Source organism: Sphingobium sp. CECT 9361 (assembly GCF_918741285.1).
GTDB lineage: Bacteria > Pseudomonadota > Alphaproteobacteria > Sphingomonadales > Sphingomonadaceae > Sphingobium.
This window is the reverse complement of sequence record NZ_CAKKNC010000009.1, coordinates 32,052-45,608: the sequence shown is the minus strand read 5'-3', so window position 1 is coordinate 45,608 and position 13,557 is coordinate 32,052. Positions and strand designations below refer to the sequence as shown.

Genomic DNA, 13,557 nt, shown 5'->3' with positions numbered 1-13,557 from the left:
AGACAACGATTTGGCAGACATAATGCGAACATCGGCTAATTAGCGAGCTTGAGGCGCGACATGGGATCGTTGAGCTGGCGGAATTCACCGCCAGGCGGACGCTCCGCCTGCCCTCAAAGGCAGCCGCCGGGCAGGCTACGCCGCGGGGTACGATGCTACTGACATGGCCAAGCCTTCGCTAACGAGCGTTCAGCTCCGGCCACCATATGAACACTCATAAAATAGCTATTCTGCTCCGCCCAGCGTAAATATGCCGCGCGCAGCGCCGATCGGTCATAGCGTGGAGCGCGGCATTCCGCTTTTCGCGCGACGATCATCATGTCGAGCACGCCTTGGAGGTAAGCGCCGCATCGCGGCTCATTCGCTTGACAGCTTACGAACAACGCCGAGCCCGTCGCCGACGCGGGTTCGGTTTGGCTGATCGCACTATCAGGCAGGGCGGCCAAAGCGGCGCATAACAATATCCATCGCCTTGGCCGCATTTTCGTCTCCTATTCCGCAGTATCATTTCGGAAGGGGCGCACGGCCCTCGACGGCCGGCGCCCCGTGCTGATCCATCATTCGCGGCCGAGCACCTGGCCTTCGGGCGTGACGAACAGTTCGATCGTCTTTCCGTCGCTGTTCTTGCCCTTGATTTCATAGAGCGTGCTTCCGTCCGCCTTTCGGGTGACTTGCTCCGCTTTGCTTATTGACGCGAGTTGCGCGCGTGCCGCGTTCATCGCGGCCTCGGGCACCTGAGCAAGCGGGATGTCTCGTTCGCTGTGCTTGCCGATTATCCGGTTTTCGTTCGCCTCGTGGTTTTGCGCGATCGCCACGCCCGCGATCGCCAGCGCGGCCGCGCCCACGCCTGCGACAACAGTGAGAGTTCGTTTGCTAGCCATGTTCCATTCCACTTCCTGCATAAGGGCCGTGGGGTCGGGCGGGCGGCGGTTACGGCCCAATGAGCCGTCGTCCGAGTTCAACTCCTCTGATTGTTCATCCTGTCGAGCGCCGCGCGCAGCCCACGGGCGAGCTTGGCTGCGTCGTCGTTGGCCCAGAAGTGCATGAAGAACAGCCGCGGCTCGTCGTTTAGCATATGATTATGCTGCGCCGTGACCTCGATCCCGTTCGTCCGCAGCACGCGCAGGACCGGATCGACCTCGTTTGCGACAAGTACGAAATCGCCGGTGATGGCGGCTCGGCCGTCCCCGGTTGGCTGAAAGTTGATCGCGGTCGCCGTGCCCATCGTCGGCGGAGTCTCCATATCGCCGTCCATCAGCCGCTCGGCGCGCGGAAAGCTGTATTGGAGGATGCCACCGGCCGTCTTGCCCTCACCGCCCATCAACCGGTTGAGCGCGGCCACATCGAGGTCGAGCCGCGATGCGGCTGCGCTGGCCGAAGGCGATTGCGGCGCGGCGAGCGGGGTCCGACTGGCTGATAGCGCTTGCCGGAGCGCGGCCGCGAGCTTGACCGGGTCGCCGTGGCCGGCAATGTGCATGTACATGGTCGCAGGCGAAGAGCGGAGCAGGTGATTGTGGAGCGCGGTGATCGTAAAACCGCTTGCGAGCAGGCGGCTCAAAACGGGGTTCACCTCGTCGTGGGTCAGCACGAGATCGCCCATCACCATCGCCTCGTCGCCCATCGGCTGAAACGCCGCCCAAGAGCCGAGCGCGAGGGAGGGCTTGATCGTCACCCCATCCAGCGTGACGCTCAGGTCCGAACGCGGGAAGCTGTAGCGGTGAACGCCCCCCGGCTGTTCGGCCCCCGCTCGTCCTATCGCCCGGTCGACAGCCGACCAGTCCGGCGCTGCCCATGCCGGGCTTGCCAGCAGGAGGCTGGCGAATCCCAAGGCGATGGTCTTTTTCAGCATAATTGATCCTTCATCAGCGCACTCGACACGGAAAGCCTCACGTCATGCGAGCGCGCCGCCGGCGAGCCGCGACATTGCGCTCCGGTTTCTTTCTTCGGGATAAGCAGTCCTATGCTCATGAGGCTTGTGATGCAACCCTTACACTTGTAGGCTAGTGACGATACAACTATGACAAATACACAAGCTTCCCCTTGGTTGCTCCTGATCCCGCAGCTTCCGGCTAAGCCTGCCTATTTGCGGGTGAAGGTCTGGCGGCGTTTGCAGGCGATCGGGGCCGCGCCGCTCAAGAACGCCGTCCATGCGCTCCCCAATCGCGAGGACACGCGCGCGCTGTTCGAAGAACTGCATCGCGAGATCACCGAAAATGGCGGCGAGGCGCTGATCCTCGAAGCGCGCCTTGTCGGCGGCATGGGCGATGCGGAGCTGCGCGGAGTGTTCGACGCTGCGCGTGACGCCGACTATGAGGAGTTGGCACGCGAGGCGCGCGCGCTGTGTGAGGGCGAGTATGTCGCGGCGGCGGATGTGGGCCGCCTGCGCAAACGCCTGAACGAGGTCGCCGCGATCGACTTTTTCGGTGCGCATGGTCGGCAGGCGGCACAGGCCGCCATCACCGAGGCGGACCGCCGCTCTCACCAACATCCCGATGTGAGCGGCCCCGGTGCGCCCGAGCTGACCCCGGCGGAGCTAAAGCGCCGCGTTTGGGTGACGCGCCGCCATGTCCATGTCGATCGCATCGCGTCCGCCTGGCTCATTCGCCGCTTCATCGACCCCGAGGCGAGCTTCAAGTTCGTCGAGGGCAAAGGATATGTGCCGGAGCCTGACGAACTGAGGTTCGACATGGCGGACGCTGAGTTCACCCACGAAGGCGACCGCTGCTCCTTCGAGACCTTGGTGTTCCTCACCGGTCTCGAGACCGACCCCGCGCTGCGGGCGCTCGGCGAAATTGTTCACGACCTTGATATTGCCGATGCTCGGTTCGAGCGCCCGGAAACTCCGGGAGTGAGCGCGCTTATCGCCGGCATCTGTGCCGGCACCGACGACGACGAGGAGCGGATCGCGCGCGGATCGACCGCGCTCGACGGATTCTATGCTCACTTCACCCGGCGAAAAGAGGACTAAAGATGGAGGCCAGCGCACGCGCTGAAATCGCAGTCGAGACGCTGCACGAGCACGGCATCAGCTTTGGCGAGGCGGTGCGCGTCTGGATCAGGGTCGCGCTGCTCAGCTTCGGCGGACCGGCGGGCCAGATAGCGGTGATGCATCGCATCCTGGTCGAGGAGAAGCGCTGGATCGGCGAGGAGCGGTTCCTCCACGCGCTCAACTATTGCATGCTGCTGCCCGGCCCTGAAGCGCAACAGCTAGCTGTCTATATTGGCTGGTTGCTCCATAAGACCAAGGGCGGCCTGGTCGCGGGCGCGCTATTCGTGCTGCCCGGCTTCCTCGCGATTTTAGGGCTCAGCTATGTCTATGTGCTGCTCGGCGAAGTGCCGCTGGTCGAGGGATTGTTCTTCGGATTGAAGGCCGCCGTGCTGGCGGTGGTGCTACAGGCGGTGGTCCGGGTGGGTTCGCGTGCCTTGAAGAACAACGTCATGCGCGGTTTTGCCGCGCTGGCGTTCGTCGCGATCTTCGTGCTCGACGTGCCCTTCCCGCTGATCGTGCTTGCCGCCGCGCTGATCGGCTTCTTCAGTGGCCGCGCTGGTTACGCCGCATTCAAGGGCGGCGGCGGACATGGTCCCGCCGGCGCTGAGATAATCCACGACCGCGACACCGCTCTTGGCGAGGGCCTTCCCGACCATGCCCGGCCGAACCTCTCTTGGTCGCTGCGCATCTCCGGCGTCCTGCTGCTGCTCTGGCTCGGGCCGGTCGCAGCGCTGCTGTTCGCGTTCGGCCCCGACGACGTGTTCAGCCGCATCGCCACCTTCTTCAGCCAGATGGCGGTGGTGACCTTCGGCGGCGCCTATGCGGTGCTCGCCTATGTCGCGCAGGAGGCAGTCGAGACCTATGGCTGGCTCCAGCCCGGCGAGATGCTCGACGGGCTCGGCATGGCCGAGACCACGCCCGGGCCGCTGATCATGGTGACGCAGTTCGTCGGCTTCCTCGCGGCCTTCCGCGAAGCGACCGGGCTGCCGCCGCTCGTCGCCGCGACCTTCGGCGCAATCCTCACCACCTGGGTTACCTTCCTGCCATGCTTCCTGTGGATCTTCGCCGGCGCGCCATTCATCGAGCGGCTGCGCGGCAACCGCGCATTGTCGGCCGCGCTTTCGGCGATCACCGCCGCAGTGGTCGGCGTGATCCTCAATCTGGCGGTCTGGTTTGGTATCCACACTCTGTTCGAGCAAGTCCGCGAAGTGCCGTTCGCAGCCGGCACCATCGATCTCCCAGTCCTAACGTCCGTCAACTGGCCGGCGCTGGCGCTCGCGGTGGGTGCGATACTCGCCATGTTCCGGTTCAAGGCCGGCATGCTGCCGGTGCTCGGCGTCTGCTCGGTCCTCGGGGCCGCATATGTAATGATCATCTGAAGGAGTGACGCGTGACGATCGACCATCTTTCCCGACGCAGTGCAATCGCAACTCTTGGCATCGGAGCCGCCGCCATGACTATCAACGAAGCCTCTGCGCAGACGCCGGCCGCAGCGCCGGCGGCTGTCCCCGCCTTTGCCGGAAATCATCAGGTCAAGCCGCTCAGGTTCAATCCCGCCAGGCTTCACGGCCTCTCCGAAAGGCTGATCACATCGCACCACGAGAACAATTATGCGGGCTCGGTCAAGGCCCTGAATATGATCGAGACACGACTTGCCGCCGCGCTCGCTGACACGGACCTGCCGCCGGTGGTCTATGGCGGATTGAAGCGCGAGGAGCTGCACCGCACCGGCTCGGTCGTGCTCCATGAGGTCTATTTCGACGGGCTCGGCGGCAACGGCCAGGCAGCCGGTTCCATCCGCGACGCGCTGGGCGCGGCGTTCGGCTCGTTCGACCGCTGGGAAGCCGACTTCCGCCGTACCGGGATGAGCCTTGCCGGCGGATCGGGCTGGTGCGTGCTCGTCTACAATCTCCACACGCGCTCGCTGCACAACCATTGGGCGTGGGATCATATGCACGGTGCGATTGCCGGCGTGCCGCTGCTCGCGCTCGATATGTACGAGCACAGTTTCCACATGGATTACGGCACCGCCGCCGCCAAATATGTCGACGCCTTCTTCCGCAACATCGACTGGGAAGTGGTCGACCGGCGCTATGCCGCGGCTTTGCGCGGCGGCGGCTGAACCCGACCGCCGTGGCTTAACACCCACTGCTGCGCGACACCTGAGTTCGCGACCACAAAGGGGACAGGTCCGATGGGGAGATGCAACAATGACATCCGGCCCGAACATCGCTCTTCTTTGGCGTGGGCAAGCAGCCGAGTGGACGCATCGCTTTCATGAAGCCCGGCAGTGGCCTGTACTGTACAGGGACGAGGCGGTTCGCGAGATTCGGGACGAGCTGCTGTCGTGCGACGCAGTGCTGGTCTGGGTGAATCCGTTGGACATTTCAGGCGACCGCTCGCAGCTCGATCCAATGCTGCGCGAAGTCGCGGGGTGCGGCGTTGTCGTCAGCGCGCATCCTGACGTGATCGCCAAAATCGGCGTCAAGGAAGTGCTCTACACAACGCGATCCATGGAATGGGGCAGCGATGTCGATCGATACGTGGACGCTGAAGGCCTTCGCGCTCGTTTCCCCGAACATCTTGCCGCAGGCCCGCGCGTGCTGAAGCCGAACTACGGCAACGGCGGCAGGAATGTATGGCGTGTCCAACTAGACGAAGCGGGAAACGCTCCGGCTTTGAAAACGTCGGTGAAAGTTCAAGAGGCCCGCCAAGGAAGCAAATCGGAGCGCATCAGCCTAGCCGAGTGCTTGGAAAGGTGGGTGCCGTTTCTAAACGACGGCGGCGTGCTGATCGATCAGGCTTATCAGCCGCAGTCGTCCGAGGGCATGGTCCGCTGCTACGTGTGCGGGCACCGAGTGGTTGGCTTTGGGCACAACCTGATCACTGCGCTGATGACGCCAACGGCCATTGATACAACGTCGTCAACCCCACAGCCGATGGGCCGCGCCATGTTCGGACCGGAGGTGACGCGCTTCGCAGCCTTACGGAAAGCGATGGAGGATCGCTGGATTCCAGAGATGCAAAGGTTGCTGTCGATCGCCGACCACGATCTTCCGCTTCTTTGGGACGCCGACTTCCTATTTCGCCCTGGTGAAGCCATCAGCGATGGCTCCTATGCGCTTTGCGAGATCAATGCTAGTTCGGTTGCACCATTTCCGCCAAGCGCCGTCCAGCCAGTGTGCAGGGCGGTGACAAACCAGGCCAATGGAGCGCCGGCAAATTGCTGAGCGCGGCGGAGTAAAAACCAGCCATTGGTAAGGTTGCTCTTTTTGGAGCGGCCGGGGATGTTTGCCGTGGAGAGCTATGCAGCGGTACGCCGCTTTGTGTTTGTTGAAGGGAACAGCCAGCGGGAGGCAGCGAAGGTTTTCGGCCTGAGCCGAGAGACGATCGCGAAGATGTGCCGTTTCTCGCTGCCGCCTGGCTACACGCGCTCCAAGCCTGTCGCCAAGCCGAAGCTAGGATTGTTGCTGCCGGTGATCGACCGGATACTGGCTGAGGATTACGTCGCGCCGGTCAAGCAGCGGCATACGGCCAAGCGGATTTTTGAGCGGTTGCGCGATGAACATGGCTACGGCGGTGGCTATACGGTGGTGAAGGATTACGTGCGGCAGAGCCGTGTGCGCAGCCGCGAGACCTTCGTGCCGCTGGCGCATCCGCCAGGGCACGCTCAGGTGGACTTTGGCGAAGCGGTGGGCGTGATCGGTGGAGTGCGGCAGAAGGTGCATTTCTTCTGCATGGACCTTCCGCAGTCGGATGCCTGTTTTGTGAAGGCCTATCCTGCCGAGACGACGGAAGCCTTTCTGGACGGACATGTTTGCGCGTTCGCCTTCTTTGGCGGGGTGCCGCTCTCGATCCTGTACGACAATACCAAGATCGCGGTCGCCAAAATCTGCGGGGATGGCAAGCGTGAGCGGACCCAGGCCTTCACGGGGCTGGTCAGCCACCACCTGTTTGCCGATCGCTTTGGCCGCCCAGGCAAGGGCAACGACAAGGGGAAGGTCGAAGGGCTGGTGAAGTATGCGCGCTCGCACTTCATGGTGCCGATCCCGCGCGCGGCGACCTATGACGACTTCAACGCAGAGCTGGAACGGCGGTGCCGGGCCCGGCAGGAAGAGCGAGCCGGGCGCCACACCGAGACGATCGGGGAGCGCCTGGCGGCAGATCTGGCGGCTTTGCGCCCGCTGCCCGCCGGCACGTTCGAACCATGCGAGACCAAGGGGGCACGCGTCTCCTCGACCGCGCTCGTGCGCTACCGCACCAACGATTACTCGGTGCCGACCTGCTATGGCTTCCAGGACGTTGTAGTGAAGGGCTTCGTCGACCGGGTTGTCATCCTGTGCGGGGGCGAGGAGATTGCCCGTCATCCGCGCTGTTATGGCGAGGCCATGTTTGTGGCAAACCCGCTGCATTATCTAGCGCTGATCGAGACCAAGCCAGGCGCGCTCGATCAGGCCGCCGCGCTTCAGGACTGGACCCTGCCGGAGGACTTCCAGCACCTGCGGCATCTCCTTGAGGTGCGGATGGGCAACAAGGGGAAGCGCGAGTTCATTCAGGTCCTGCGCCTGCTTGAGGCAATGCCGATGGAGGTGGTGACCTTCGCGGTGAAAGAGGCCATCCACATCGGGGCTATCGGCTTCGATGCGGTCAAGCAGATCGCACTGGCGCGGATCGAGCGTAGACCCGCCCGGCTCGACCTGGAAGCGTATCCGCACCTGCCCAGGATGGAGGTCAAGACCACACGCGCTGCCGACTATGCCAGCCTGCTGCCGGGGATCGCTGCATGAGCCGGGCGGGGGATGACAAGATGCCCATCGGCACGACGGCGGGCACGCCGCAGGTGCTGCTGGCGCATCATCTCAAGCAGCTCAAATTGCCCACCGTGCTGCGCGAGTATGAGAAGCTGGCCCGGGAATGTGCGCGCGATGGCGTGGATCATACCCGCTATCTTCTGCGCCTTATCGAGCTGGAACTCATCGACCGGGAGCGGCGCACGGTGGAGCGCCGTATCCGCGCCGCCCGGTTCCCGGCGGTCAAGAGCCTGGACACCTTCGACTTCACGGCCATCCCCAGCCTCAACAAGATGCTCGTGCTCGAACTGGCGCGTTGCGAGTATATCCTGCGGCGGGAAAACATCATCGCGCTGGGCAACAGCGGGACAGGCAAAACCCATGTAGCGCTCGCCCTGGGCTTGGCCGTCTGCCAGAAGGGCTTCAGCGTCCTGTTCACCACCGCTGCCGCCCTGGTGAACCAGTTGATGGAGGCCCGCGATGAAAAGCGGCTCCTGAGGATGCAGCGCGAACTTGCCGCCGTAAAACTGCTGATTGTCGATGAACTGGGCTATGTCCCGCTCTCGCCGACGGGGGCCGAACTGCTGTTCGAAACCTTCTCCCAGCGCTACGAGCGCGGCTCCACGATCGTGACCTCAAATCTACCCTTCGAGGACTGGACCCAGGTCCTGGGCTCTGAGCGGCTGACTGGCGCGCTCCTTGATCGCCTTACCCACCACGTCAGCATCCTGGCCATGAATGGCGACAGCTACCGGCTCAAGCAGTCTGCCCGCCGCCGCCGCACCGCCGGGGCGGACCAAAACCAGGCCACCACGCCCGACTGAAATGCCGAAAACGGCCAATATGCAAAGGGCCCCGATCGGGGCCCTTTGCATATCATCCGCGCCACATTCACTGGCCTGCTTTTACTCCGCCATGCTGGCCTAAAATCCGACCGCCGTTGACAGTCGGGGGGACGCCTGCGCCAGAGCTGGAAATGCTGAAGCGGCTGACATCAAATGCTCCTCTTGCCTTGGATCTCCATCGAATTCGTGGCGGCTAGGACAGCGGGAACAACCGGCATTTCGGCCTGGCGTCCCCTCCACGACTCGAACCTGCTCTGACCCTATCTGGGGCGAACGACCCGCGAAATTGTGATATATACGAATGGCGATCGGTCGGTTGACTGGGGCGCAAGAGCATCAGAACCGAAAACCGGTCGCTTGCGATTAGTACATCGGGCGGGCCTATATGCCTCCGCCTCGGCACCCGGCTTGAGCGTCCAAACCAACATGTCGGGATAGAATGAAGGTCACCTGGTCACCTTTTCCTCGTCCGGAAGCGAACTCGTCACCCCCGTTACCGCTCATGTGGTTGCTCGCTTGCACTGCGCATGAGACGATCACCGTCATCCCAAGTTCTGCGCCGGCTGCCTTGTCCTGGGCGATCTGCGATCAGATGCCATCGCAGGCGTCTCTTCTGTCTAGCGACAAATACGCATTACCACCGGCAGATGGTCGGCATAGTCTGCCCAGGGCAACCAACGAAGCTCGCAGCGGAGTGAGTGTGGATCGGAAGGGAACAGTATGACGATCGCGCTTAACGGGTTATATCGATGCCGGCTGCTCACTTTCACACGGTGGTCGTGTTCCATCTGGGCGATTTTCGCCGCGCTCACTGTGCCAACGCTACCTTCGCCGGCCAGGGTCGTTCCCGCAGGGGAAGATACCTCGACCACCAAGCTCGCGGGTGTCTGGTCATTTGATGGCCGATCCGGCTGTAAGTCGGGGATGGCCTGGGTTCTTAATCGCAACGGATCTTACAGCGAAATCCGATTGCCTGACCAGACGCCGCTTGGCGGAGGAAAGTGGTATGAACGCGGCGATACCATCTATTACTCATTGCCGCGAGTACTGACAGCGGCCGCGGGACGGCCCGACAAGCGTATGGTCATTATAGAGCGCGGCCCGCGGCGCCTGGTGGCCGTGACGAACCGCAGGGTTCGTCATGTGATGCACAAGTGTCCGGGATGATCGAATGCCTTCGATCGAGATGTGCGAAACGTTCTGGCCCAAGCCCGAAAAGGGAACAAAAACGAGAGCGGAGTTCGAAGTCACACGTCGAGCATTGCCCCCTTATTGGCATATGCAGGATTTCGCTTCTTGAGTTGTTCCCACTACGTCACGGAAAACTGACCCATCATGCCTTCGTCCTCGTGCTCCAGGATATGGCAATGGAACAGGAAGGGCGCTTTTGAAGCAGGCTGGTCGAAGCGGATTAATAACTCGACCGGTTCGTCCACGACGATGGTGTCACGTGGCCCCTGATCAAGAAGATCTGGTTCCTCGCCATCGCGACGTAGCACGTCGAAGTGCACTCCATGAATGTGGAAGGGATGGGCCATTTTCTGCCCGGAGACTTTCCATATCTCGACGGCGCCAAGCTCGACTTCCTCATCGATGCGATCAATATCGAATCGCCTGTGGTTGATCGTTAGCGGCTCTTCGTCGCTATCCATCATACCTCCCAGCCTCATGTTGAGCACCAGACGTCGCCGTGCGACGACCGTCGCCGGATCTGGCACCGCGCGGGACGCCAGGAGGAGCGGAAGCGTGGTGCTACCTCGCTTACTCGATGCCAAGCGCGGTGAAAATGTGAGGACAGTTTCATTCCCTGCGTTGTTTTCGCTAGCCTCGTGCCGATGCATCATGCCCATGCCATGCACCCTGAGGGTGCTTTGGTCCGGAGCCGATACCAACGAGACCGGTTTGCCATCGCTGAAGTCCACCAAGATCTCAGCCCGCTGACCGGAGGCCAGAGTGAGGGACTGCAATTCGACGGACTTTTCCAAAAGGCCGCCCTCGGTGCCGATCCAATAAAAGGCTCGTCCGTCGCTGAACGAAAGATCGTAAGTCCGGGCATTCGAACCATTTACAAGCCGCAGCCGCACTAAGCTTCTGGGAACGTCTGCTCGCGGGTTGTACGCGCCGTTTACGAGAATAACGTTGCCCCGCCTCCCGTCCAGCGCCACCATCATGCCCGCCGGTAACACCAGACGGCCATCCACGAACTGCCGATCCTGGATCAAGATTGGTAGATCGTCGACGCCGTAATCCGAAGGCAAACCGAGACCTTGCTCTTCCTCGTCGGTGACGAAGAGCAATCCCGCTAGGCCTGCATAGACCTGCTCCGCCGTTCGGCCATGTGCATGCGAATGATAAAAGAGAGTGGCCGCCGGCTGACGGATCGGCAGCGTCGGACGCCAAGTCTCGCCTGGACTAATGGTCTGGTGGGGGCTGCCGTCCAGCTCTCCCGGTACGAGCAGCCCGTGCCAGTGAACCGTGGTATCAGCAGACAGATTGTTGCTGACAGTCACCGTCACGTCGTCCCCGCGATGTACCCGCAGAGTCGGGCCGAGATAGCTTCCGTTGTATCCCATGGTGGCGCTCCGCCGCCCTGGGAAGAAAGTGGTTTCCCCTTCCTGCGCCCTCAGTCCAATTCTCTGCCCATGGTCGCGTGCATCTAACAGGCGAGGAATGGGCAGCGTGCCTGCTTGGTCCGGCGTCGCAAATCTGCGCGTGCATGCCGCCCCCAGCAGGAGGCCTCCGCCCGCCAAGACAGTTCGCCGGCTCAGAAAAGTCATTTCGAAGCCCCTCCTGAGCAATCGTGAAACTGACGCAAACGCGCTTTTCTCGATCCGATGAGATCCACCGAGGCGAAGCGCCGCTCTTCCCTTAAAGGGCGCGCGGGAGGGCAATATCCGTAATACCCGAACCGATCGCTTTTGTGCCCGCCCCCTCTGGGAAGACAAAATTGCCCTTCTAAGCTGGTTGCGGCCCTCGCCAGTTGATCAATAATCAGCCAGGCGAGCGTTCAATCACTGCGGCACCGATCCGAGCGAGCGTCTATTCCGACAATTTAGCCTGGGCCAGTCCGAGTGGCTGGTTCGGCGGTGGGCCTTGCCACGATCGCGCCGAAGCAAAAGCGGCGTGCGATTTACGTTTCGCTGTTCGCCACTGCAGCAGGCGGCGTCGCTTTCCAGTGCTCGGGCTAGGCGGAGGCTTTGATGGCCGCCGTCTTCGGTCATCCGCGCCCAGCTTTTGCTAGTAGCCGAACTAAAGCTGACATTGCAGGCTGACCGCCAGCTTCGCAAATTACGTATACTGCCACCTCCAGGCCGATACCATCTCAACGGCAAGCTCCCTGGGGAGCGAGAATCGACCGGGCATGTGTCCGGTCGAACTGAAACTCAGACTTGAAGGAATCATATTTGCGCAAGAAAGCAGCGATTATCGCTTCGCTCGCAGCCTTTGGCGTCCTTGCCGTCGGCGCCGGGCCAGTTCTCGCCGATGGGATGCCGCCGGGCATGCCCGACCTTGAACAGACGCTCAAGGCGAAGCCGGCGCCGGCTCGGTCCGACACGGCCCAGATGCAAGGCATGCGACACCGCGAAGTGCGGATGCCCGGTGAGATGATGCAGGACCATCGGATCGCTACGCGGGAGATGGGGACCCAGGACGGAGCCTCCCGCATGTTGCATAGGTCGCGGGGCGGTTGCTGACCCTGCAATTAAGCCAGCTCCGACCACGAGGCGGGGTGGCCAACGACCGTGGCCTGGTTCAACCGCAGCTTTGGCCCGCCGTTCTCCCACGGCGGGCCAATTGGTTTTTGCACTTCGCTGCCGGCCGCCATCAAGCGGGATCATGAATTGGCTTGACCTTGGACCATGGTCCACCCCGCACGATCCCGCGCATGCTTGTCGCGATCAAAAGCGGATTCGTAAGTTACGTATACAGACTGCGTCTCGCTAGCAGCATTGAAGCTTCGGAATTGCCGGGATCGGAACGTCGATCGGGCAACAGGAAGAACACTCGGAGACCCTCAATGCGACAGACGACATTTCTCGCGGCGCCCGTCAGCCTCTTCGCGACGCTAACCTTCGCCGCCGGCACCGCTCTCGCCCAGTCGACGCCCGCGCCCGCGCAGGCTGCGCCGGCCCATGCCCACCAGCAGGGCATGGATCATGGCGGGCAGCAGATGCACGATCAGATGATGAAGGATCATCAGGCCGGCGCGCAGAAGCAGCAGGGGCAACCGGCCCAGCAGGATCAACAGGGCATGTCGGGGATGGCCGGCATGTCCGGCGGCTCGCCTGCATCGAACGGCTCGGGCATGGCCGGTAAGGCGAAGAGTGGCTGCTGCAAGATGCCGATGAAGAAGGCCAAGCCGGCGGCGAAGAAGAAGACCGCCAAGCCCATGGCCGACAAGCCGATGAGCGACATGTGAGGTTTCCAGCCCCGAGAACAGACCCCAGGGGCTGAGGGCCCGCCGTTCCCCCGCGGCGGGCCAGTTCTTTGACGATGCCCAGCGTCGCCCCGTGCTCCCAGCTTTCAAAACCGGGTCCGAGCGTCTGACTTGACAGAGGAAACAGCGATGCGAAAACATCTTGGCGTCGGTGCTGCTGTTGGCTTTCTGCTCTTTGGCAGCACGCCGCTCCTCGCACAGGGTATCGGCCATAGCTTGTTCATGCGCGGCAAGATCGTCCGTATGGATGCGGGCGGCACAGTGGCCTGCCTGGGTAAGGCCGATGGCGCGCACATCGGGCAGATACTCGAAGTCTATCACGCAACGCCGCGCCACCGCCGTCTTGTCGGTCATGTCGAAGTCGACCAGATTTTCGACGACCATTATGCTCATTTCCGCGTGAGGGACGGGACGCTTCAGAAAGGCGATTGGGTGAGCCTAAAGCGCGTCCGGGCGTAACGCCAGAATTGGAATGCCAAGCGCCGCCCTCGCCAA

At 62.4% G+C, this 13,557-nt stretch carries 13 protein-coding genes; 9 read left to right on the top strand and 4 right to left on the bottom strand.

Translation table 11 applies throughout. The features are described 5' to 3' along the window. Positions 1-155 precede the first annotated feature (155 nt). From LQ220_RS25020 to LQ220_RS13875, 3 genes are all read right to left on the bottom strand, one after another. Entirely contained in the window at positions 156-482 is a 327-nt protein-coding gene (locus LQ220_RS25020) for a Rap1a/Tai family immunity protein (RefSeq protein ID WP_354957803.1), read from the bottom strand. Positions 483-557: 75 nt separating this feature from the next. Further along, on the bottom strand, positions 558-881 hold the full coding sequence (locus tag LQ220_RS13880) for a PepSY domain-containing protein (protein ID WP_202408384.1): 324 nt from the start codon (positions 879-881) through the stop codon (positions 558-560). Between the two features lie 77 nt (positions 882-958). Further along, positions 959-1,849: a DUF1259 domain-containing protein gene (locus tag LQ220_RS13875; RefSeq protein WP_230188865.1), complete on the bottom strand. Its 891-nt coding sequence runs from the start codon at positions 1,847-1,849 to the stop codon at positions 959-961. A gap of 168 nt (positions 1,850-2,017) precedes the next feature. On the opposite strand from LQ220_RS13875, the gene LQ220_RS13870 reads away from it, so the two are divergent. The 6 genes from LQ220_RS13870 (at position 2,018) to istB (ending at position 8,603) form a co-directional block, all read left to right on the top strand. Further along, complete coding sequence (locus LQ220_RS13870; protein ID WP_025160483.1) at positions 2,018-2,968, top strand: chromate resistance protein ChrB domain-containing protein; 951 nt, start codon at positions 2,018-2,020, stop codon at positions 2,966-2,968. A gap of 2 nt (positions 2,969-2,970) precedes the next feature. Then, on the top strand, positions 2,971-4,368 hold the full coding sequence (chrA, locus tag LQ220_RS13865; RefSeq protein WP_017184237.1) for a chromate efflux transporter: 1,398 nt from the start codon (positions 2,971-2,973) through the stop codon (positions 4,366-4,368). 74 nt (positions 4,369-4,442) lie between these two features. Continuing rightward, positions 4,443-5,111, top strand: a complete 669-nt coding sequence (locus tag LQ220_RS13860; protein ID WP_017184236.1) for a Fe-Mn family superoxide dismutase — start codon at positions 4,443-4,445, stop codon at positions 5,109-5,111. An 88-nt stretch (positions 5,112-5,199) separates the two neighbouring features. Continuing rightward, complete coding sequence (locus tag LQ220_RS13855; protein WP_162182219.1) at positions 5,200-6,219, top strand: Cj0069 family protein; 1,020 nt, start codon at positions 5,200-5,202, stop codon at positions 6,217-6,219. A 57-nt stretch (positions 6,220-6,276) separates the two neighbouring features. Further along, on the top strand, positions 6,277-7,776 hold the full coding sequence (istA, locus tag LQ220_RS13850; protein ID WP_093068369.1) for an IS21 family transposase: 1,500 nt from the start codon (positions 6,277-6,279) through the stop codon (positions 7,774-7,776). Beyond that, positions 7,773-8,603, top strand: a complete 831-nt coding sequence (istB, locus tag LQ220_RS13845; protein ID WP_037479744.1) for an IS21-like element helper ATPase IstB — start codon at positions 7,773-7,775, stop codon at positions 8,601-8,603. Before istA ends, istB begins: the two co-directional genes overlap by 4 nt. A gap of 1,331 nt (positions 8,604-9,934) precedes the next feature. Here istB and LQ220_RS13840 read toward each other — a convergent pair. Beyond that, positions 9,935-11,401, bottom strand: coding sequence for a multicopper oxidase domain-containing protein (locus tag LQ220_RS13840; RefSeq protein ID WP_037479746.1), 1,467 nt, complete (start codon positions 11,399-11,401; stop codon positions 9,935-9,937). Between the two features lie 627 nt (positions 11,402-12,028). On the opposite strand from LQ220_RS13840, the gene LQ220_RS13835 reads away from it, so the two are divergent. The 3 genes from LQ220_RS13835 (at position 12,029) to LQ220_RS13825 (ending at position 13,521) form a co-directional block, all read left to right on the top strand. After that, positions 12,029-12,319 carry a hypothetical protein gene (locus tag LQ220_RS13835; protein ID WP_076605627.1) on the top strand — a complete coding sequence of 97 codons (291 nt, stop codon included), beginning with the start codon at positions 12,029-12,031 and terminating at the stop codon, positions 12,317-12,319. A 323-nt stretch (positions 12,320-12,642) separates the two neighbouring features. Then, positions 12,643-13,044, top strand: coding sequence for a hypothetical protein (locus LQ220_RS13830; protein WP_015449265.1), 402 nt, complete (start codon positions 12,643-12,645; stop codon positions 13,042-13,044). Between the two features lie 147 nt (positions 13,045-13,191). Beyond that, entirely contained in the window at positions 13,192-13,521 is a 330-nt protein-coding gene (locus LQ220_RS13825) for a hypothetical protein (RefSeq protein WP_004212674.1), read from the top strand. Positions 13,522-13,557: the final 36 nt, after the last annotated feature.